Below are 19438 nucleotides of genomic sequence, written 5' to 3'. Positions count from 1 at the left end.
AGGATGAGAGAAAAGCAGGGAGAGGAGAGGTTGAATCTTAAGGTTGCCTTGGCCATCACTACCTGAGTAACAGCCAAGGCAAAGTAGGTTTTAGCTAAATGCGACGAAAGGTGATACGCACAACAAAATACCAGTCGCAATAATCAAGTAAAGCGACGCGCCTTTGTATTTGTGTAAAGAAGGCACTTGGTAGACAAGGTAAGCTGGAATCAAACAGCCAATCAAACCAAAGATAGGGCTACATACTGATGTGAAGCTCAGAACTGGTAGATTCAATACAATTGCACCCCACGCCATGAGAATCGCAAAGAGAATGATTCCCTTGGTGACTAAGTCTTTATTGATCTTATCTTCAGGCATGACCTTTTTTAGAGCCAGCATCGCTAGACCTTGGCAAGAATCGCGGAAACCTAAGTACACGCCAAAAAACGCAGTCATTACTGAGAAAATATTCAGCATCAAACTCATTAGTTTTAGCGTCGTGCCGTCCATGCCTTGCGCAACCATCGCAAGAGCAGAGATGTTCTCTTCTGCTGCTTTAACCGCTTGTTCATGTGACATCGCAAGCGTAAAGGAAATCGCGTAGAAGAAGACGGTCACAAACAAGATACCGAAAGCAATTTTCATTGCGCGCATGGCTTTAAAGCGAGCAACCTCAATCGATTTTTCTTTTGATCGGTACGAGATCACCATTGGGCTCAAGCTTTGAATGAAGAGAATAGACGTTAGAGTAAACGGCAGTAGCTCAATTGCATCTTTCAAACCAGCGCCTGTTTCTGGAATTGCACCGACATTCGCTACATCCCATTTTTCGATCATCATGACGCCAAGTAATGCAACGGTACAAAGTTTAATCAGTACAAGACCAGTACTGACCTTAAACAAAATCTTTTCACCACGAGATGCAATAGCGACCAGCGCGCACACTAAAGCCAGACCATATAGCGGGTTTTCAGACAATAAACCTTCCGTGATGCCAAAACTATGTAGGAAAGATGCCGAGTCATTGTTGATAGCTGTTGAGTAAACAAAGACCCAAATCACCAACATGATGAAGTAGAGCACACCTAATAACGCCCCCCATTTGTTACCAAGGTAGCCGGAAATGACGCCAGCGTAATCTTGGCACTTTGGTGAACTTGAGAGAGTGTTGATGAAAAGGCGTTGGAACAAGTACATCGCTGGGTAGCCGATTACGGCAGAGGCCAAGAATACCCAAAGGCCCAATACGCCAACTTTTACTGGTAAAAAAACAATACCGGCGCCGATTGCCATGCCGATACTCATGATCACCCATCCCCAGTCTGTGCTATCAAACTTGATCGCGGCTTTCCACTCATCTAGGGCCATGCCTGCTTTTACGTGCGGTGGCTCTTTACCGATGGGTAAGGTTTGTGTAGGTGCTGTCACGCTCATTTTATTGTTTCTCTTGTTAGTATGAATTTTTCTCAAATTTAATTGAGAAAATGTATATCACCAATTTTTTTGTGGAAAATTCAGATAAATTTGAGATCTTGGCGAGGAAGTTCAAATAAATTGGAGTTTTTAACGAGTTTTGTGATCTAATCTAGTTGTTTGATTCATATTTAATTGAAAAAATAACGCTAATACGGAAGTTGAATTAGAAACTTCTTAATAAAAAAATAAAATTTATGTGAGGATTTAAAAATGAAAAAATTGATTTCATCTGAACACGCGCCTGCTGCTATCGGACCTTATTCACATGGCACTAGCTATGGTGATTTGATTTTTACTTCTGGCCAATTACCCGTTGATAAGGCAACAGGAAAAGTCGTTGAAGGCGGCATCAGTGCACAAAGTCATCAATCTCTTACTAACTTGAAGCACGTTTTAGAGGCTGGTGGTGGCAGTATCGATACTGTTTTAAAAACAACGTGTTACCTATCGAATATTAATGACTTTGCCGAGTTTAACAAGGTCTACGCAGAGTTTTTCCAACAAGATTGTCCAGCACGCAGTTGCTTCGCAGTGAAAGATTTACCTCTTGGCGTGTTAATTGAAGTCGAAGCGATTGCTCATAAAAAGTAATACGGAGAACAGAGCATGAACCAGCAATGGACACAATATATCCAAATCATTAAGCAAGTCGTGAAACCTGCATTAGGATGTACAGAACCCATTGCTGCTGCGTACGCGGCAGCAGTTGCTAGAAAAGAGTTGGGCGCATCCGATATTGATGCGATAGAGGTGCGTGTTTCAGACAACCTATTTAAAAACTCGATGGGTGTTTTCGTACCCGGAACGGGCAAGATAGGCCTCAAAATTGCCGCCTCAGTTGGTGCATTAGCCGGTGACCCAACAGCAGAACTGGAAGTGTTGGCTCGGATTAATAAGCAGGATGTTGCTGCTGCGCAACAATTGATAGATGAAGAGCGGGTAACTGTAGCGCGCATGGATACGCAAGAATTCATTTATTGCAGCGTAACGCTCACCTCTGGTGACGATGTTGTTTCGGTCACGATCAGTGGCGGTCACACCAACATTATCCAGATCATGCGCAATGGCGACGTGATTTTTGATGCTCCACCGCAGCAACGCGTTGCAACCGCTTCTGTTTGTGAAGGTGTGGATATTTCGATCAAACAAATCTATGAGTTTGCCACTCAGGCGCCTTTTGAAGAGATCAAATTTATTCTCCAAGCTGCAGAGCTTAATACCTTGCTGGCTCAAGAGGGTATCGACCGAGGTTACGGCCTAGAAATTGGACGCACGCTAAAAGGCAACATCGAGCAAGGCTTATTGGGCAATGACTTAATGAGTCGTATACAGATGATGACATCCGCGGCGTCTGATGCTCGCATGGGAGGGGCGACGTTGCCAGCCATGAGCAATTTCGGCAGTGGGAACCAAGGTATTGCCGCTACAATGCCAGTTGTAGTTGCCGCAGAAGCATTTCAAAACGACGAAGAACAGCTGGCTCGCGCGTTGATCATGAGTCATTTAGGGGCTATTTACATCAAATCTTATTACCCACCGTTATCCGCATTTTGTGGCAACACTGTTACCAGTGCGGCGGCATCTATGGCGCTGGTGTATTTAGCTGGTGGTACATTCGAGCAATCATGCTACGCCATTCAAAACGTCATCAGCGATAGTTCAGGCATGGTGTGCGATGGTGCGAAGTCCTCTTGTGCGATGAAAGTGTGTACTTCGTCGACAACGGCGGTGCGCTCATATTTGATGGCGATGGGTAACCACAGTGTTAAGAATCAAGGTATAGTAGGCGAAGAAGTTGAGCAAACGATAAGAAATGTTGGCTCAATGGTTCGTTTCGGTATGCCGTATACTGACAAATCTATTATCGATATTATGTCGGCCTAACCTCCAGTTTTTGCTAAGGGAAGTAACATTGCTACTAAAGAAAATCACCAAGAGTGATCTCGATATTTTGAACTCTATGAAAAACGTCGTGGATGGCATTGCACGTATGTATGGTGAACACACTGAAGTGGTTCTCCACAGCTTAGATGCCGAAGCGCCGGAAATCATCAAAATCGCAAATGGGCACGTGACGGAACGCAGTGAAGGTGCCCCAATTACCAACTTAGCGAGAATGAAGTTAAGAGAGGGCAAGGACGTTTCTGATTCGTACCTGACGAAAACGTCGAACGGAAAGACCTTGCACTCCATTACGACAATTGTCAGAAATCCAAAAAACAAACCGATTGGTTTGCTGTGTATCAACGTGGATATGGATGCACCGATGCAGGCGTTTTTAAAGGCAATGCTGCCTCAGCAACACACCGAGTGTTGTGTTGGTGGCGCTCGATCACCAGAAACGTTTGCGCGTAATATCGATGAAACCATCATCAGTACGATAGAAACCGTGCAAACAGAAGTGTGGGAAAATGAAGCCATTGCGCCTTCTAAACGTAACCGTGAACTGGTGACGCGACTGCACGGCTTAGGCATTTTTAAATACAAAGATGCTGTTTTAATGGTTGCAAACCATCTCGGCATTTCGCGCGATACCATCTACTTGTATTTGCGAGAGCTTGGTAACGACTAAACGGGGGCTCTGAATAGATTAAGTAAGTTGCTCTAGCTCAGTGATGTTGTCGAGCGCTTCTTGGTTGGTTTTGCCACACACAACCGGACACGGTTTAAAATCGTGACAAACGTTAGGGCGCTCAGGCTTACCAAACAGCTTACACAAATTATCATCGTTGAGTTGTACGCAACGAACACCTGCTGGTTTGCCCTTGGGCATTCCAGGTATCGGTGAAGAGATACTTGGCGCAATACAGCAAGCTCCGCATCCTAGTCGACAATCCATAATGTAAACCTCTTAAAAATTGAGGGGCAATTATGGTCATTTTGACGTGGATTGGAAGAGTCGCCTAAGAAAAAATAAAAAGGAGCACTCAATAGAGTGCTCCTTTTGGCTTCTAAACCGTTGTGATCATCTCAAGAAGCGGTTGTAAACAAACAGCAGAATAAATGCGCCTAGCGTTGCGGTGATGATGCTACCGATATTTACGCCAGTTGCCCCGCCGAAACCCAGAATACCGCCAAGAAAGCCGCCGACAAACGCCCCAGCAATACCGAGTAGCATTGTCGCAATCCAGCCACCCCCATCTTTTCCTGGCATGAGCCATTTTGCGAGTGCACCGGCGATTAAGCCCAAAATAATCCAAGAAATAATACCCATGAAAACTCCTTAATGCCTTCTTGATCAATTGAGTAATGGAAACTCGTTTAAGGATAGAACAGTAAAGCGAAAGTAGTTGAATATCTCTACTGTTATGTGTGAATGATTCGAGATCTTCTCAAAACTTGAACTTTTGCGTCGAGAGGGGTATAAATCGCCCCCTAAATTCCCTTGGTGAGACCTGAAGTATGAGCACTCCATTTTGGCAAAGTAAATCGTTAGAGCAGATGACAGAAGAGGAATGGGAATCTCTCTGTGATGGTTGTGGTAAATGTTGCCTGCATAAGCTAATGGACGAAGATACCGATGAAATCTATTACACCAATGTGGCCTGTAGCTGGCTAAATAGCAAAACGTGTTCTTGTAAGGATTACCCAAATCGTTTTACTTCGGGTGAAGAGTGCACCAAGCTGACGCGCGAAGACATCGACGATTTTACTTGGCTGCCGCATACGTGCGCTTACCGCCTGTTGGCTGAAAAGCAGCCTTTACCAGAATGGCATCCGTTGATTACGGGCTCGAAATCTGCGATGCACGCGGCGGGCGAAAGTGTCCGCAATAAAGTGGTATACGAGATTGATGTGGTGGATTGGGAAGACCATATTCTGAATCACCCCAATCGCCCGTAGTTAAATTTACACAAGCCTTTCATCTAATAATGAAAGGCTTGTTTGTTATTGGGTTTCTCAACTTTGACGCCCAACTAACGAAATGCTGCTCAGTTTATTATTTAGTGTTGTAAACTTAGGTATATAATTTCAAGGCTTTACACTTCTATTCTTGGTCGTTTTGATCAGAACTGTTCCCTAAGAGGTAAACATGACGTTTCATTTCCCCCAGAAAATACGCCTGACATCTTGGGTGGCATTATTCACGCTCATCCTCGGTATGATGGCCCCTATGGTCATCAATGCGAAAGATATTCAGGATACGCCAGAGCCCTCTGCTGCCGAAACTTCTATTGATAACTTGAATCGAGAAATTGTGGATTTATCCCAAGGTCTCTCGCAAGCGAGTGGTGATGAGCGCGACGCGCTTCAACTACAGCTGTTCCAAAAAAATGAAGAGTTAAGAAGTCAGTTAGCATCAGCGATTGAACGTGAAACTATCCCTCGTGACAAATTGATCTCCTTGGTTAAAAAGCAGGAAAAATACTCTGAGGACGCCACAAACTATCTGTCGGAAAAAATAAAGAAAGTCGTTGAAGATTTAAATAAAGCCAAGGATGAAGAGAAACTTGCTCTTGTTAATGATTACCGAGAGTTACAGCATTACCTCGATGTCAGCTTCGATTCAAGCTGGCAAAACCTTGCTTGGCTGAAAGAGTTAGGGGCTCAAAATGAGCGCGCAGAAGCGGAACTAAAGGATAAAGTTGATAAACGCATGCGTTTGCTGTCTGCCTCAATTGAGTACTTGAGTCAGCAAAGTGAGATCATCGGCTCTCAACTTTCGTCAAGCCCTGAATCGGAAAAAGCGTCACTGCAGTTAAGTCAGCTTATTACTAAGCAAAGACTGAATATTGCGACAGAAAGCCTACGCAATTTAATTTCGATTGGCGATAAAGTCGGTTTAGAAACGTCCGAATACAAACGCCAAATTTTCGAAGTGACAGGAAATATCACCCACGATTTACTGAATACTAAAGTAGTGTGGTCAATACTGAGCCATTGGTCCAACTCGGCACTAGACTGGTTTGCCGAAAATGCGCCACAGCACATTTTCCAGTTGTTTGTATTTGCGCTGATTTTATTGATAGCTCGTGGGCTTGCGAAGTTAACGCGCAAAGTGGTCAGCAAGGCGGTTTCATCGAAAAACTTAAAACTCTCACACTTGATGCAGGATTTCTTTATCTCAATGTCCGGCAAGTTCGTGTGGGTGATTGGTATCATGGTGGGCCTATCTCAGATCGGATTGAACCTAGCACCGATCCTAACCGGTTTTGGTATTGCTGGTGTGATTATCGGCTTCGCTTTGCAAGACACCTTGTCCAACTTCGCGGCGGGTATGATGTTGCTTATTTACCGCCCATTTGATGTTGGTGACTTTGTGTATGCTGGTGGCGTGGATGGTAAGGTAAGCCATATGAGTTTGGTGAACACCACAATCCGTACGTTTGATAACCAAATTATTATTGTACCTAACAGTAAAATTTGGGGAGATGTCATTAAGAACGTCACACACGAGCGCATTCGCCGTGTGGATATGGTGTTTGGCATTGGCTATGCGGATGACTTGCTGAAAGCCGAGTCAGTGCTGTCTGATATCATTACTTCTCACCCTGCAGTACTTCGTACACCCGAGCCGATGATCAAAGTGCATACGTTAAACACATCATCTGTAGACTTTATTGTTCGTCCTTGGGTAAAAACTGATGATTATTGGGACGTGTATTGGGATGTGACAAAAGAAGTGAAACTGCGCTTTGACCGAGAAGGCATTTCGATTCCTTTCCCACAACAAGATGTGCATTTGCACATGGTAGAGAAGCAAGACGCGTAATCACAGCCACAACAGTACGAAAAGGCACTCTAGTAAAGAGTGCCTTTTTATTTGCATTAAGCGGTGTTTTTACAGTTCGTTAAAGAACGCCAATTTCGGTTCGCATTCTAACAAGTTGTCGATTTGGCTAATCAAAAGAGAAAAGTGTTCTGTTTTACCATGAAGATCGAACGCTTGTTGGTCTTTAAATTGCTCTTGAAAAACGAAGTGGCACGCATTGTCTTTATCTTGGAATAACTGATAACGAACACAACCTTCTTCATTGCGAGTGGGTTCAAGTGCTCGGGTGAGCACTGCTTTCAGTTCTTGTTCTTTTCCCGGTTGTGCGTGAAAGGTAGCAGTCAAGTGAATCATGATGTTTACTCTTTTTGTTATAGGTAACGCCCTTGGCGTTGTAAGAACTCAATTTTGTAACCATCAGGATCAGTCACAAAAAAGAACGTTGCCAAATGCTTTTGTTGGTGATCAAAAGCTTTGATGTCACCCGCTTCAATACCGAGAGATTTAATGCGTTTGTGAGTTTGTTCGATGTCCTCTACGCTGACAGCAAGGTGACCGTAGCCTGAGCCGTGAGTGTAAGGCTCAGTTTGAGCGTGATTGTGTGTTAGCTCTAATTCAAAGCCAGTTTCTTCGTTGGCTAGATAGGTCAGAGAAAAACCATCAAAGATGTATTGGTCTTTGATTTCTAGCTCAAGTACGTCGCGGTAAAATTGTAGAGAACGGTCCAGATCGCAGACTCGGATCATGGTGTGAATCATTTTTGTCATGGGTACTCCTTGATAGTCCGCATAGGTTAGCGAGTTCAAAAGGAGTCTGGGTAGTACTCTAGTACGACAAATTAGAACATGCTCAATGGCTTACAACTCTGTTGCATAGCCTATGAGGGTTATTGGTAGGTTGGTCAGAGGTTGGTTGTTATTAAGTGTTTAGTTGTGTCAGTGCTTGACGAATCGTCTCTTTAGGCTGGCGAGCGTAAGTGAGACAGGCGCAGCGGAGTAGGGAGGCAAAGTTGTTTACTTCACCATTGTATTCGAGCGCTTCTTGATAGACCGTACTAATAAACTTAGGAACAGTCATGTTTTGAGCGTTAGCAATTTCCTCAAGAATCGTCCAAAAGCTCGCTTCAAGTTTTACACTTGTGGCGTGACCATCAATACGGATAGAGCGGGTGATGAACTGATAGTTGTCTTGGGGCTGCTTAGCAAATATTTCGCACATTTTCTTCATTCATATAATCAAAGACCTATAATTATTGAGGTTTATTGTTTAAAACGTCAACTATTTTCATGCATAAAAAAACGCTCCCTTACGAGAGCGTTTGAACATCACGAGTCGTGAAGTAAGTGCAAGCCGATTATTTGATTTGTTGCTTTAAGTACTCACCTAACTGAGAGTGGTGCATGATTTTTGATACCGGAAGGATAGTTTCTGCCGGCCCCCAAGCAAATACGTTGACTGGGGTATGCGTATGAGTACCCGTTCCCCATACTGTGTTTTGCTTTGTTGCATGCTCACGCGCTAGCAAGTTGCCACGGTCGTTGTAAGGAAAGAACGCATCAAAGTCATTGATTGTAGGAACGTTCTCTTCGCTTAAGTATTTGTGTCCAGCGAGTCGGTATGGATTTGGTTTACTTGCTAATACGCGTTCTGCTTGCTCAGGCGTAATCGAAAAAGCGCTATTTGCATTCACAATTTCTGCAAACTTCTCTGGTGTTTGAGCTTTCTTATCAAGCGCTTGGAATTCGCTGATCATACCGTAGTAGCTTTTCTTCTGGTTGTATAAACCATCGAGGATTTCGAACTGACCAAAGTTGAAGTTTGGCGCGTAATCTTGATTTTTGAATGCTTCGCCGTCGCGTTTTTGCGGTTTAGGCAAGTTTGCTGATGAGTAACTAAAGCCGAAAGAACCGGTCTCGTGGTCAGCGGTAACAATGATCAGTGTGTCATCACGGCCTTTTGCCCACTCATAAACCGAGTCTACCGCTTCGTCGAACTTGATCATTTCATGCAGCATCGTACCCGCATCGTTACTGTGGCCAGCCCAGTCAATTTGACCGCCTTCAACCATTAAGAAAAAGCCGTCTTTGTCTTTTGAAAGAATGTCGATTGCTTTGGTGGTCATTTCTTCCAGTGATGGCTGCGTACGTTTTGGATCGTTTTTGCTTTGACTGTAGGCAATACCATCGTTCATGCCAGAGTAAGCAAAAAGTCCAAGTAATTTGTCACCTTTAGCTTGTGTGAGCATATCGCGGCTGAAAGCCAGGTTGTAACCTTGGTCTTGCGCCTCAGTAAGCAAGTTGCGCTCATCTTTACGTTTCGACTTTAGGTAGACATTACCTTCAGTGAGCTTTTCAAGTTGCTCGTATGTCTCTCCCTTGTCGTTTGTCGACTTTGGAATCCAATGACGAAGTCCGCCAGACATCATCACGTCAACGCCAGTTTCTAGCATGTCCGCCGCAATACTGTTTTCTAGAGAACGGTGTGGTTGATGAGCGGCAAATGCGGCTGGCGTTGCATGAGTCATACGTGTATCAGAGACGAGACCCGTAGCCTTACCTTTGCTTTTGGCTTTTTCCAAAATGGTTTCAACGTGGTTGCCTTGGCTATCAATGCCAATGACTTCAGAAGCGGTAGGTATTCCTGTTGCTAGCATCGTTGCGGAGCACGCAGAGTCGACGACAATCGCGTCTTCTGGATTAGTCAGTGATGATCCAATCACACCTTCTTGAGCGAGTTTATACAAAGCGGTAGTTTCGCCTTTGTAAATCGAGTTAGGTGCGTGTTTGGCGTAGGTCTCTAGTAGACCAACTTGTTGAGGCCCCATGCCATCGCCGATCATCAAAATAACGTTTTTGATTTCGGCCGAGAGTGCATTAAAAGAGAGGGTTGATGCTGCCACTGCGGTAACGATTGGAGATACTAAGCGCTTCATTATATTTTCCTTGTTTATTGAAAGCGCTGGCATTAAAACAATGATTTATGACGATTTTGTGTCGGTAATAAAAGTTTAACTAAATTGTCGTCTTTGCTTGGGTTTGTAGAAAAAGTGAATCAACCTTTAACGTTTGTGAATTTAGAAAGAAGAAAGCCCACAAACGTGGGCTTGGATTACGCTTAGGAGTTGAAAGCATGGACTAAAGTTATCCATTCAGTGCCTTCACAAGAAACCTAGTTTAGGGAGCAATAAACGAGTATGCGTTCTAAGGTCATAAGAGCGGTCGAATTGAGGAGTATATAACCTACGTTTACGACATATCGTTCTTTGACGTATCAAATTATGGGCTGCAGTTAGTGATTTATTCAAATAGGATTTATTGTCGTAACGATTATTAGACCAACGCTAATATGATGCCACCGACAGTGAGGGCCGCAGAAAGGTATTGACCCGCAGAGTATGAGCCGTCTTCTTCTTCCTCGATTTTGTCAGGGTGATCCATGCCAAGTGCGCCATGTGTAAAGGACTCCACTTTTTCACCAACAGATTTATCTTCTGCTTCTACTCTCTTACTGTCGTGTTCGATTTGCTGCAGAGCGGCGAGGAGTGCTTTGCCCTCCGTAGACAGTGTCACCTTATTGTGTTCGACTTTTAGCGGCGAAGCGTTGCCTTCCTCTTGTGCAATACTTGTTTGCTTAGAGGCGACAGATTGTTTGGCATAGCTATTAACAGAAGTGCTTCCTACTGGATTCATCGAATACTCCTTGGAACATCGACACTCGGTCACTGAGTGCGGGTAAAAAGCAGTTATATTACTATCGGCGGCAAAGTCTATTTCTGAAGCTATTTGGATAAAAACAGGTCTGCTTTTGCCGCTTCTGGTTTCTATTCGTGATCATTAGCAAAAAATAGACCAGCAGGAAGCAGACCGTTGTCACTCTATGAACTCGGAGCAGTGTGATGATGCAACGCAACGACAAGGTAGTAACTTAAATTGGAGACCAGCTACTTACATTGAAGATCGCTATTGCGCTTAGTGAGGTGTTGATATGCCGCCATGCGGTGAGCATCTTGTACATACCGTACTGGTGGTGCAAGAACCTCTAACTGATAGTCAGTATTATCAGCAAGCACATTATCTGTTGGGCTAATTACAACCACTCTTAAGCTCGGGTTGCGGCTTAAGATGGATGCAGCTGTACCTAGTCCTTGTTCGATATGAAACTTGCCTGCAACATGAACAACCTGGGCACCTGGTGTGGCGGTTAGGTAGTTAACGATAGACTCTGCCATGGTTTCATCCCAAGTTACTTGAGCTGCAAACTGTTTCTCGGTTTGTTCTGGCTTCCCATGATGCATGGATGCCATAAACTTCTCTTTGTATGGACTACTGGCCGTGTTGATGGATTCTGCAATAAACGTTCGCTGCTCATCATCGAGCTTGTTAACGTAGTCTATCCCCTGACGACCAATACATCGGACAATGCCCTTTGGTGCATTCGCAGCAATCACCGGGAGATTTTTCTGCTTAGCAAACTCAACGAGAGGGCGATAGTCGCTCTCATAATTGGGCCAAGCATTGGCTTGTTTCATCAAGTACTGTTCACCGATTTCCCCACGCAGGTAAGCGTCAACAACAGGTTGTTTGTCGCGGGTAAATTGTTCCATTGATAACGCGAGTGGGCGGTCATAAGATGAAAGTTGTTTGAGCATATCGGTTTGAAAGCGATGAACGCCGGCATGTGTGTGCCATTCGCCAATAAGAATAACATCTGCTTGTCGCAGCTCTTTTGGTAGTTCGCTTAGAGCGATGTGCTCACCAGAAGGAGTGTAAAGTTGGTAGTCGTAAAAAGTAGTGACTTCCGCAGAGGTAGGGTGAGAGTTGATTGATGGAACAGAAGAACAACCAGTAAGTAAGCCAGCAAAGAGCAAGCTTAAAATAGAAAAGCGCATTGAAAAGCCTCCAAAAATGTCCGGATGATATTAATGGAGGCTGAGCAATGAATCAATATAAATGATAACTATTTGCGTTTGTTGGTTGCCACTATTATTACTGAGTGGACTTTTTGCGATATACGCGCAGCATAAAATCAGCCTCACACTGATAGAGTGTAGCGGACTTCAACTCTTCACGAAGTGCATCGGTTGCTTTCCATGCGAATGGCGTCATTTGCAATAAATCGAATGCGGCCCCGTCCTTCAAATTCATAACATAGTTAAGATGTTGTTGATGCTCTAATTCATATCCTTCAATATGTTCTGGCTCTTCACTGTGAAGACGAACATCTTGATAAATGCGTTCACGTAGTTGGTATAAGTGACGGCTTGCAGGTGTCACCGTGATGACCACACCGTTCTCTTTTACAACGCGCTGAAGCTCTTCTGCCTTGCAAGGGGCATAAATGCGCAAAATAGTATCTAAGGATTCATTCGCGAAAGGAAGCCGATGGCTAGAAGCGACGCTAAAGTGACACTGTGTGTAGCGCTTCGCCGCATAACGAATCGCAACTTTTGAAATGTCCAATCCATATATCGTCGCATCGTCCGTTTGCGTTTGTATCGTCTTCTGCACTTGATCCGTGTAGTAACCCTCGCCGCAACCAATATCTAATAATTGATGATCGGTTCCCTCTGTGTATTTCGCACACAGCTGCGCAACCTCTTGGCGCATTGGGTTGTAGTAATTCCCCTCAAGGAATCGACGACGAGCTTGCATCATCTCTTTATTGTCACCAGGATCTTTAGAGCGTTTGTGGTGCGCTGGCATCAAGTTAACGTAGCCTTCTTTTGCTAAGTCAAACTGATGATTGTTTTCGCACTTAAACGTTTTTTCATTTAATGCTAGAGCTTGATGGCATAAAGGGCATTGATAGTTCATGACGATCTCGAACAGAAAGTAGGGCGGCAAATTCTATCAAAAAGCGTGGTCTCAAGTGAAACAAAAAGAGCCGATGGAATCGGCTCTTATTAAGTATTAGTGAAAGAAGTCGACTTGCTCTTTCAAGTTCCGCGCTTGTTGTTGCAGTTCAATGGCACTTTGCGAGGTTTTCGCGCTGGTGTCGCGGCTTTCTCGGTTTAGCTCACTGATAGAATGGGCATTTGCAGCAATTTCTTGGGATACTTGCGCTTGCTCTTCTGAGGTCGCAGCAATGGCGTCGGCTTGAGATGCTATCGACTGGACTTGTACTGCGATGGCTTCTAATGCTGTACCCGCGTCTTGTGCTTTGTCTAAGACCTGATTGGCACTGCGTTGGCTGTCGGTCATCATATTAACTGCATTATGAGTAGAGCCTTTTAGCTTCTCAATAATTTCAACTACATCCTGAACTGAGCTTTGTGTACGGTGCGCAAGTGTACGCACTTCATCTGCTACAACTGCGAAGCCACGACCTTGCTCACCTGCTCGTGCGGCTTCAATGGCTGCATTCAACGCAAGTAGGTTGGTTTGCTCTGCAATCTCATCAATCATCTTCGTGACGGTTTGAATACTCTCACTATCGCGATTGACTTGCTCGATAGCCGCTGCTGATTGATCCAATTGATCGTTAAGTTGAGCAACATCGATACATACGCCTTCAACAATCGCGAGACCAGATTGACTATCGGTATTCGCTGAGCGTACGTTTTCCGCAATACTCTCGACTTGTTGGGCAACCGATTGAGCAGAAGAGGCCATCTCTTCGATTGCTGTTACCACTTGTTCTACTTCTTCTTGTTGGCGGTCAGCTTGGGTTAAATTGCTATGGGCATCATTGGCAACGCTGGTGGAGTTGCTCTCTACTAAGTCGCTTGTGGAACGGATCTTACCAACAAGTTCATTGAGTTGACTTGCCATACTGGCGACACCCGTATTCAGGTTCGTAATTTCATTTTTTGATGCCTTACGAGACGATGGGACGTTCAAGCTGACCTCGCCGCCCGCCAAGCGAGTCATATAGGAGTTTAGAACGGTCAGAGGTTGTAAGCTGCGATTCAAGAAAAGTGTCAGTACAACAAAAGTAATGATTGCCGCTACCGAAGAAATGATGGCGATAAGTTTGAGTAGTGTATCACTGCCTTTGGTCACTTCTTTGATGAACGTACCACCCAGTAGTTTCCAGTTCCAGCCTGGTACTTCGGTAAACACTAAGTACTTTTCGCCGACTGTTGAGCCGAATTGGTAAGGGTAGAGAATTAATCCGCTCTTTTGTTCAAAAATTTTATGGAAAGGCTTATTACCCTCGTAGTCACGAACTTCCGTGATTGAAGGGTCGGTTGCACTTTTGGTCGGATGGAGTAGGTACTTACCAAGATTGTTGTCGTCGTTGTCGACAATGATGGTATAGCCAGTATCGCCCCATTTAATCTCTTCTAGCGCATCGAATAGCGTTTGTGTTGCTTGATCTACGGGTAAACCAATAAACGATAACCCTGCAACTTTTCCTGTTGCATCTTTAATTGGAGAGTAATAGGTAATGTAGCGTTCGCCGTACAACTTTATTTGAGCGTAATATGGCTGACCAGCTTTTAGTTGCTGATAACCTGGGTGGTCGAGACCTAGTGTGGTTCCCACTGCTCGTTGACCTTGAGGATCTTTTAGTGAGGTAGATACACGGATAAAGTCATCTCCCAAAGGCGCGAATAAAGTCGCGATAGCACCGGTATCACGTGTGAAGCTATCGACCAGCTTTGTGTCGTTAATTAAGCTTTCACTGTATTGAGTGATGTTTGGTATTTCATGACCCATGAAATCAACGGTATAGTTTTCGACATAAACACCGGCAAGGTAACCATTACGAAAAGTGGACTCGAGCACTTTAGCGGTATGCAGATAAGCATCGAATTGGCCAGCAATGGTTTTAGCCATCGACTCTACTTTAGATTGGTGCTCTTTAAGGGTGCTTTCCAATAGAACATCGGAAGCGTTACGGTAAACAAGCGCAGCAATACTGCTGAAAGCAATGAATAGACACAAAGTGATAACCAGCTTTAACTGGAATCCGACACTTTGATTTCGGTATCTCTCTAACATAGATTAGTTCCTGATATTTTTATTATTTATGAGTTTTGTATCGGCATGCTATCGGTTTATATGATCGAATTTTTTGATATTTATTAATGAAATAGTCAAAAGTGACTAATAACCAATAAGTTAGTTGAGAGAGGACCATCTAAGTGGGGCTTTGATTACAAAAAAGGCCGGGTATTCCCGACCTTTGAGCTGGTTACAACTACTGCACTGAAATTACAGTGACAAGTTCATGAGTCTCACCTGGCTGGAGCGTTTTACCTTGCTCGATACTTGGAGCGTGAACAGTAGACTCAACACACAGCATGGTTTGGTAACCATCGTCAGCCATATCTGCCATACCTTGTGCACCTTCTGCCCAAGGGTTCCAAAGTACCGCGGAGTTATGACCATGGTTTTCCACGCTTAATGTACGATTCAGTTCCGGATCTTTTACCAAAATTTTCGCTTCTGGTTGCGTGTAAACGCGATCAATGGTGTCAGTGAGTTGCAGAACATCACCACCTTGGCATACCGCATCAGCTTTCAAGCTATCAATGTACTCGGCACCCATGCCTGTCGTTTGTGTTTGCTTAATGTCTCCAACGTTTAGGTAAGTATGTAACGCGCCAGAGAAGGTCCAAGCTTCGTCATCGATGTTCATGACTTTGAGTGTCACTTTTAGCTCATCGCCAACTTCAACCACCAAACGAACGTCAAACATATGTGGCCAAATATCGTGGATTTCTTCTGTCGGGAACAGAGCAAGTTCAACAATCACGCCGTTATCGTTCTCGCGATGTTCAACCAGCTCCCATTCAGCAGTACGTGCGAAACCATGAGCCGGTGCTGCAATACGGCCAAACCATGGCCAGCAAACGGGAATGCCGCCTCGCAGGGCTTTTTTCCCGTCGAAAATCGCCTTCTCGCTCATCCAAATCAAATCTTCATGACCAGCAGGAGTGAACGAAACAACGTGACCACCATGTAAGGAGATGCCTGCTGTCGCTTTCTCATGAATAACACGTACTACTTTGACCTGATCAATTTCAACGACAGTAACGTTATCAGATAACACGGTTAGAGCTGGGAGAGTTTTTAAATCCATGTGCTGTTTCCTATCATTGGGGAAAGTAGGGTTTCGACATCCGTCGCAAATACAATGCAACAGCGCCGAGGTATTCTCTCAAATTCCAGATACAAAAAAGGCGACTCTAGAGCCGCCTTTTCTTTAACGAAGTTATTCGCTAATTGCTAACTATCTAATTACTTAGAGATGTGAGCGATTAGGTCTAGAACTTTGTTTGAGTAACCGATTTCGTTGTCGTACCAAGATACAACTTTAACGAAGTTATCAGTTAGAGCGATACCAGCTTTAGCATCGAATACAGAAGTTTGAACTTCACCGATGAAGTCTTGAGATACTACTGCATCTTCAGTGTAACCTAGAACACCTTTTAGCTCGCCTTCAGAAGCTTCTTTCATTGCTGCACAGATAGCTTCGTAAGATGCGCCTTCTTTTAGGTTAACTGTTAGGTCAACTACAGAAACGTTAGCTGTTGGAACGCGGAAAGCCATACCAGTTAGTTTGCCGTTTAGTTCTGGAAGAACAACGCCTACAGCTTTAGCAGCACCAGTTGAAGATGGGATGATGTTTTGAGAAGCACCACGACCACCGCGCCAGTCTTTAGCAGAAGGACCGTCTACAGTTTTTTGAGTTGCTGTAGTAGCGTGAACTGTAGTCATAAGACCAGATTCGATACCGAACTTGTCGTTAAGAACTTTAGCGATAGGCGCTAGACAGTTAGTAGTACAAGAAGCGTTAGAAACGATGTCTTGACCAGTGTAAGTCGCGTGGTTAACGCCCATTACGAACATTGGAGTAGCGTCTTTTGAAGGACCAGTTAGAACAACTTTCTTCGCGCCAGCTTCGATGTGCTTACGTGCAGTCTCGTCAGTTAGGAAAAGACCAGTTGCTTCTGCAACAACGTCAACACCGATTTCGTCCCACTTAAGGTCCGCTGGGTTGCGCTCTGCAGTAACACGTACAGTTTTACCGTTAACGATTAGGTTACCGCCTTCAACTTCAACAGTACCGTTGAAACGGCCGTGAGTTGAGTCGTACTTAAGCATGTATGCCATGTAATCTACGTCGATAAGGTCGTTGATACCTACAACTTCGATGTCAGCACGCTCTTGCGCTGCACGGAATACGAAACGACCGATACGGCCAAAACCGTTAATACCTACTTTGATAGTCATTATAGTTGCTCCACAACTTAATTTCTGATTAAAGATAACTGGTAGTAAAATTACAGAATCCAGTAAACATCTGCAAGTGATAATCGGACTTAACTTGTTTAAAGTCAAAAAAAAGCGACGCTTTTTTTAACAATTCTTCGCAAATGTTCGTTTTTTAAACTTTTAACTGATTCTTCTGTAGTCCAGTTGGCGTAATATAACTGGTGAGATAAGTGCTCTTATCAAATTAATTACGCATGGTGTCCTGGTGAGAAAGTATGTGCTACAACTGTTAAGAGAAGCAAGTTTTTTGCTAAAAAAGTCAATACCAAAAACAGTAAAGAAGGAGCAGAAAGTCGTGGAACAAAACGGGAAAAAAGTGGCGAAGTCAGATGAGCAGTGGCGTGAGCAACTTTCTGAAGAAGAGTTTCGTGTCTGCCGAGAGCAAGGTACAGAACCGCCTTTCAGCGGTAAACTACTGCATAATAAAGAGACGGGTGTTTATGCTTGTACCTGTTGCAATACCCCTCTCTTTGTCTCTGATAACAAGTATGACTCTGGCTGTGGTTGGCCAAGTTTTGATGCGCCCATCAATGATCAAGCGGTGCGCTATTTAGAAGATCTGAGTCACGGAATGGTACGTACAGAGATTCGTTGTGCCACATGTGATAGCCATCTAGGGCACGTTTTTGAAGATGGCCCACAGACCACGGGTGAGCGTTTTTGTGTTAATTCAGTGTCGTTAATTTTCAACAAATCAGAACAATAACGACAAAATTGTGCTCGATAGTGTTTTATCCTTTCAACACGATTTGTTGTAAGTAGAAAACAGAGTGTAGTTTGACCCAAAGAAAAACTCCCGCCAATTGCGGGAGTTCTTTCGTTTATATCTCTTTGGGTATCATTGCTGGAGAGTAGTTCCCTCTCTCTATGGCTTTTGCCACCGATTTAGCTAATTCATCTAGCTGCTGATATTGCTCTACATGACTAAAATTAAACATACGCTTGAGCTGCTTTTCATCAGCAAGCGGGACGTCGAATCTTTTTGCAACCATTGCCCACAGATATGCGCGCTCTTTTTCTCCAAGCCCTTGATGAATGCTTGCCATTGATTTGAGAATGATCGGATTAAGGTTGTCTTCATCCGATAAAGACAACGCTTTATTCAGCAGTATTAACGTTTTCTTGGCATCTCGATTAGTATAGAAAGTAGCTAATGCATATTGCATCTCAGCAGTATTTAACTTGGGTGAGCCTTCCATTTGTAAAAATGCGCGACGAGCTTGGATGTCACCCGTTTGAGACCACAAAAAATACAAAGTAGCGGGGTCTTCTGAGCCTTTTAACTCGTTTACGATGCGTTCTAGCTCATCAATACTGTGTACCAAAGCGTTAAAACGCTGTCTCTTGAGAGCACTTTGATCAATAGGTGTGATCTGAGAGGCGAGTTCTAAGCATTTCCTATATTCAGCGACCAGACCGTATTCGATAATTTGACTGGCTTCTGATGGATGTTTCAGTTGCTCAAACCGATGCCATACTAAGTTTGTTCTGGGAACTCGACATTGCCCGTCATCCATATTGAGCTGTTCGCAGCGCAGCTCTGGTGTTTTTTGGCACAACTCTTCGGTTGTCACGTTACCTTCGAAACAGCCCGTTAGTGCGAGACTTGTGAGGCCGAGAAGTAACCAGTGTGTTCTTTTCATGGCTTTGCTTGTGATCCGTTACACCAATTCATTTTCGTATTCTTGACTCAGTTTCTTAACCCGTTATGTTCTGTAAATAGAATGTAATAAGAAGGTACATTATGGACGCAGAACAACTATTACAAGCGATGACTCCAGAAGTTTATGATCGCTTAGTCTATGCAGTAGAAACGGGAAGATGGCCTGAGGGTACAACACTTTCTAAAGAGCAGCGAGATTCGTGTATGCAAGCTGTGATGTTGTATCAATCAAAACATAATACTGATGCGCAGCATATGACGGTTGCAGCCGGCGGTGAAATCAGCTTTAAATCGAAGCAAGAACTTAAAAAACAATTTAGCGGAGAAGAGAGCGACATTGTTCGTGTCAATCCAAACATTGATTAAGTGAACCTTTGA

The 19438-nt window shown here is 44.1% G+C and carries 21 protein-coding genes; 7 read left to right on the top strand and 14 right to left on the bottom strand.

Annotation, left to right across the window (positions count from 1 at the left end):
* Window positions 1-90 precede the first annotated feature (90 nt).
* Window positions 91-1350: an SLC5/6 family protein gene (locus ACWPOD_RS15765; RefSeq protein ID WP_031780611.1), complete on the bottom strand. Its 1260-nt coding sequence runs from the start codon at window positions 1348-1350 to the stop codon at window positions 91-93.
* Between the two features lie 318 nt (window positions 1351-1668).
* Here ACWPOD_RS15765 and ACWPOD_RS15760 point away from each other — a divergent pair, with 318 nt between their 5' ends.
* The 3 genes from ACWPOD_RS15760 to ACWPOD_RS15750 are packed head-to-tail and all read left to right on the top strand — an operon-like array spanning window position 1669 to window position 4030.
* Window positions 1669-2049 (top strand): RidA family protein, encoded by a 381-nt coding sequence (locus tag ACWPOD_RS15760; RefSeq protein ID WP_005397224.1) that lies wholly within the window; start codon window positions 1669-1671, stop codon window positions 2047-2049.
* A gap of 15 nt (window positions 2050-2064) precedes the next feature.
* The gene (locus tag ACWPOD_RS15755; RefSeq protein ID WP_258647596.1) at window positions 2065-3342 is read left to right on the top strand and encodes an L-cysteine desulfidase family protein; all 1278 of its coding nucleotides are present in this window, start codon (window positions 2065-2067) and stop codon (window positions 3340-3342) included.
* Window positions 3343-3370: 28 nt separating this feature from the next.
* Entirely contained in the window at window positions 3371-4030 is a 660-nt protein-coding gene (locus ACWPOD_RS15750) for a helix-turn-helix transcriptional regulator (protein WP_395203840.1), read from the top strand.
* Between the two features lie 18 nt (window positions 4031-4048).
* Here ACWPOD_RS15750 and ACWPOD_RS15745 read toward each other — a convergent pair whose 3' ends face one another.
* Both ACWPOD_RS15745 and ACWPOD_RS15740 read right to left on the bottom strand, forming a co-directional pair.
* Window positions 4049-4297, bottom strand: coding sequence for a YkgJ family cysteine cluster protein (locus ACWPOD_RS15745; protein ID WP_025574470.1), 249 nt, complete (start codon window positions 4295-4297; stop codon window positions 4049-4051).
* 126 nt (window positions 4298-4423) lie between these two features.
* A complete protein-coding gene (locus tag ACWPOD_RS15740; protein ID WP_005397239.1) occupies window positions 4424-4672 on the bottom strand; it encodes a GlsB/YeaQ/YmgE family stress response membrane protein in 249 nt (82 codons plus the stop codon).
* Window positions 4673-4860: 188 nt separating this feature from the next.
* Here ACWPOD_RS15740 and ACWPOD_RS15735 point away from each other — a divergent pair, with 188 nt between their 5' ends.
* Together ACWPOD_RS15735 and ACWPOD_RS15730 are read left to right on the top strand one after the other, a co-directional pair.
* The gene (locus ACWPOD_RS15735; protein WP_005384948.1) at window positions 4861-5301 is read left to right on the top strand and encodes a YcgN family cysteine cluster protein; all 441 of its coding nucleotides are present in this window, start codon (window positions 4861-4863) and stop codon (window positions 5299-5301) included.
* A 271-nt stretch (window positions 5302-5572) separates the two neighbouring features.
* A complete protein-coding gene (locus ACWPOD_RS15730) occupies window positions 5573-7171 on the top strand; it encodes a mechanosensitive ion channel domain-containing protein (protein WP_456232058.1) in 1599 nt (532 codons plus the stop codon).
* Window positions 7172-7240: 69 nt separating this feature from the next.
* On the opposite strand, the gene ACWPOD_RS15725 is transcribed toward ACWPOD_RS15730, so the two are convergent.
* The 10 genes from ACWPOD_RS15725 to gap form a co-directional block, all read right to left on the bottom strand.
* The gene (locus ACWPOD_RS15725; RefSeq protein ID WP_065645039.1) at window positions 7241-7525 is read right to left on the bottom strand and encodes a putative quinol monooxygenase; all 285 of its coding nucleotides are present in this window, start codon (window positions 7523-7525) and stop codon (window positions 7241-7243) included.
* Between the two features lie 17 nt (window positions 7526-7542).
* The gene (locus tag ACWPOD_RS15720; RefSeq protein ID WP_456232049.1) at window positions 7543-7938 is read right to left on the bottom strand and encodes a VOC family protein; all 396 of its coding nucleotides are present in this window, start codon (window positions 7936-7938) and stop codon (window positions 7543-7545) included.
* Window positions 7939-8089: 151 nt separating this feature from the next.
* A complete protein-coding gene (locus tag ACWPOD_RS15715; protein WP_031780613.1) occupies window positions 8090-8389 on the bottom strand; it encodes a ribbon-helix-helix domain-containing protein in 300 nt (99 codons plus the stop codon).
* 136 nt (window positions 8390-8525) lie between these two features.
* Window positions 8526-10103, bottom strand: a complete 1578-nt coding sequence (locus ACWPOD_RS15710) for an alkaline phosphatase (RefSeq protein WP_167426352.1) — start codon at window positions 10101-10103, stop codon at window positions 8526-8528.
* A gap of 397 nt (window positions 10104-10500) precedes the next feature.
* Window positions 10501-10860: a hypothetical protein gene (locus ACWPOD_RS15705; protein ID WP_047010122.1), complete on the bottom strand. Its 360-nt coding sequence runs from the start codon at window positions 10858-10860 to the stop codon at window positions 10501-10503.
* 251 nt (window positions 10861-11111) lie between these two features.
* Entirely contained in the window at window positions 11112-12059 is a 948-nt protein-coding gene (locus tag ACWPOD_RS15700) for a ChaN family lipoprotein (protein WP_456232048.1), read from the bottom strand.
* Between the two features lie 97 nt (window positions 12060-12156).
* Window positions 12157-12984: a 23S rRNA (guanine(745)-N(1))-methyltransferase gene (gene rlmA, locus ACWPOD_RS15695; RefSeq protein ID WP_104974934.1), complete on the bottom strand. Its 828-nt coding sequence runs from the start codon at window positions 12982-12984 to the stop codon at window positions 12157-12159.
* A 96-nt stretch (window positions 12985-13080) separates the two neighbouring features.
* On the bottom strand, window positions 13081-15117 hold the full coding sequence (locus tag ACWPOD_RS15690) for a methyl-accepting chemotaxis protein (protein ID WP_182019786.1): 2037 nt from the start codon (window positions 15115-15117) through the stop codon (window positions 13081-13083).
* 199 nt (window positions 15118-15316) lie between these two features.
* Window positions 15317-16201, bottom strand: a complete 885-nt coding sequence (locus tag ACWPOD_RS15685; protein WP_046874511.1) for a D-hexose-6-phosphate mutarotase — start codon at window positions 16199-16201, stop codon at window positions 15317-15319.
* 158 nt (window positions 16202-16359) lie between these two features.
* Complete coding sequence (gap, locus tag ACWPOD_RS15680; RefSeq protein ID WP_456232047.1) at window positions 16360-17355, bottom strand: type I glyceraldehyde-3-phosphate dehydrogenase; 996 nt, start codon at window positions 17353-17355, stop codon at window positions 16360-16362.
* A gap of 337 nt (window positions 17356-17692) precedes the next feature.
* Between gap and msrB the strand changes: the two genes are divergently transcribed.
* Window positions 17693-18103, top strand: coding sequence for a peptide-methionine (R)-S-oxide reductase MsrB (msrB, locus tag ACWPOD_RS15675; protein WP_456232046.1), 411 nt, complete (start codon window positions 17693-17695; stop codon window positions 18101-18103).
* Between the two features lie 115 nt (window positions 18104-18218).
* Here msrB and ACWPOD_RS15670 read toward each other — a convergent pair whose 3' ends face one another.
* A complete protein-coding gene (locus ACWPOD_RS15670) occupies window positions 18219-19040 on the bottom strand; it encodes a DUF2989 domain-containing protein (RefSeq protein ID WP_456232045.1) in 822 nt (273 codons plus the stop codon).
* A gap of 101 nt (window positions 19041-19141) precedes the next feature.
* Here ACWPOD_RS15670 and ACWPOD_RS15665 point away from each other — a divergent pair, with 101 nt between their 5' ends.
* On the top strand, window positions 19142-19426 hold the full coding sequence (locus ACWPOD_RS15665; RefSeq protein WP_005380700.1) for a YeaC family protein: 285 nt from the start codon (window positions 19142-19144) through the stop codon (window positions 19424-19426).
* Window positions 19427-19438 lie beyond the last annotated feature (12 nt).

The organism is Vibrio sp. JZG120 (assembly GCF_053890955.1).
This window is presented reverse-complemented; position numbering and strand designations above follow the sequence as displayed.

Excerpts from the sequence above, each read along its gene's own strand:
- ACWPOD_RS15765 (WP_031780611.1), bottom strand. The coding sequence starts at position 1,350 with ATGGCCCTAGATGAGTGGAAAGCCGCGATCAAGTTTGATAGCACAGAC.
- ACWPOD_RS15760 (WP_005397224.1), top strand. The coding sequence starts at position 1,669 with ATGAAAAAATTGATTTCATCTGAACACGCGCCTGCTGCTATCGGACCT.
- ACWPOD_RS15755 (WP_258647596.1), top strand. The coding sequence starts at position 2,065 with ATGAACCAGCAATGGACACAATATATCCAAATCATTAAGCAAGTCGTG.
- ACWPOD_RS15745 (WP_025574470.1), bottom strand. The coding sequence starts at position 4,297 with ATGGATTGTCGACTAGGATGCGGAGCTTGCTGTATTGCGCCAAGTATC.
- ACWPOD_RS15740 (WP_005397239.1), bottom strand. The coding sequence starts at position 4,672 with ATGGGTATTATTTCTTGGATTATTTTGGGCTTAATCGCCGGTGCACTC.
- ACWPOD_RS15735 (WP_005384948.1), top strand. The coding sequence starts at position 4,861 with ATGAGCACTCCATTTTGGCAAAGTAAATCGTTAGAGCAGATGACAGAA.
- ACWPOD_RS15730 (WP_456232058.1), top strand. The coding sequence starts at position 5,573 with ATGGTCATCAATGCGAAAGATATTCAGGATACGCCAGAGCCCTCTGCT.
- ACWPOD_RS15725 (WP_065645039.1), bottom strand. The coding sequence starts at position 7,525 with ATGATTCACTTGACTGCTACCTTTCACGCACAACCGGGAAAAGAACAA.
- ACWPOD_RS15720 (WP_456232049.1), bottom strand. The coding sequence starts at position 7,938 with ATGACAAAAATGATTCACACCATGATCCGAGTCTGCGATCTGGACCGT.
- ACWPOD_RS15715 (WP_031780613.1), bottom strand. The coding sequence starts at position 8,389 with ATGTGCGAAATATTTGCTAAGCAGCCCCAAGACAACTATCAGTTCATC.
- ACWPOD_RS15710 (WP_167426352.1), bottom strand. The coding sequence starts at position 10,103 with ATGAAGCGCTTAGTATCTCCAATCGTTACCGCAGTGGCAGCATCAACC.
- ACWPOD_RS15705 (WP_047010122.1), bottom strand. The coding sequence starts at position 10,860 with ATGAATCCAGTAGGAAGCACTTCTGTTAATAGCTATGCCAAACAATCT.
- ACWPOD_RS15700 (WP_456232048.1), bottom strand. The coding sequence starts at position 12,059 with ATGCGCTTTTCTATTTTAAGCTTGCTCTTTGCTGGCTTACTTACTGGT.
- rlmA (WP_104974934.1), bottom strand. The coding sequence starts at position 12,984 with ATGAACTATCAATGCCCTTTATGCCATCAAGCTCTAGCATTAAATGAA.
- ACWPOD_RS15690 (WP_182019786.1), bottom strand. The coding sequence starts at position 15,117 with ATGTTAGAGAGATACCGAAATCAAAGTGTCGGATTCCAGTTAAAGCTG.
- ACWPOD_RS15685 (WP_046874511.1), bottom strand. The coding sequence starts at position 16,201 with ATGGATTTAAAAACTCTCCCAGCTCTAACCGTGTTATCTGATAACGTT.
- gap (WP_456232047.1), bottom strand. The coding sequence starts at position 17,355 with ATGACTATCAAAGTAGGTATTAACGGTTTTGGCCGTATCGGTCGTTTC.
- ACWPOD_RS15670 (WP_456232045.1), bottom strand. The coding sequence starts at position 19,040 with ATGAAAAGAACACACTGGTTACTTCTCGGCCTCACAAGTCTCGCACTA.
- ACWPOD_RS15665 (WP_005380700.1), top strand. The coding sequence starts at position 19,142 with ATGGACGCAGAACAACTATTACAAGCGATGACTCCAGAAGTTTATGAT.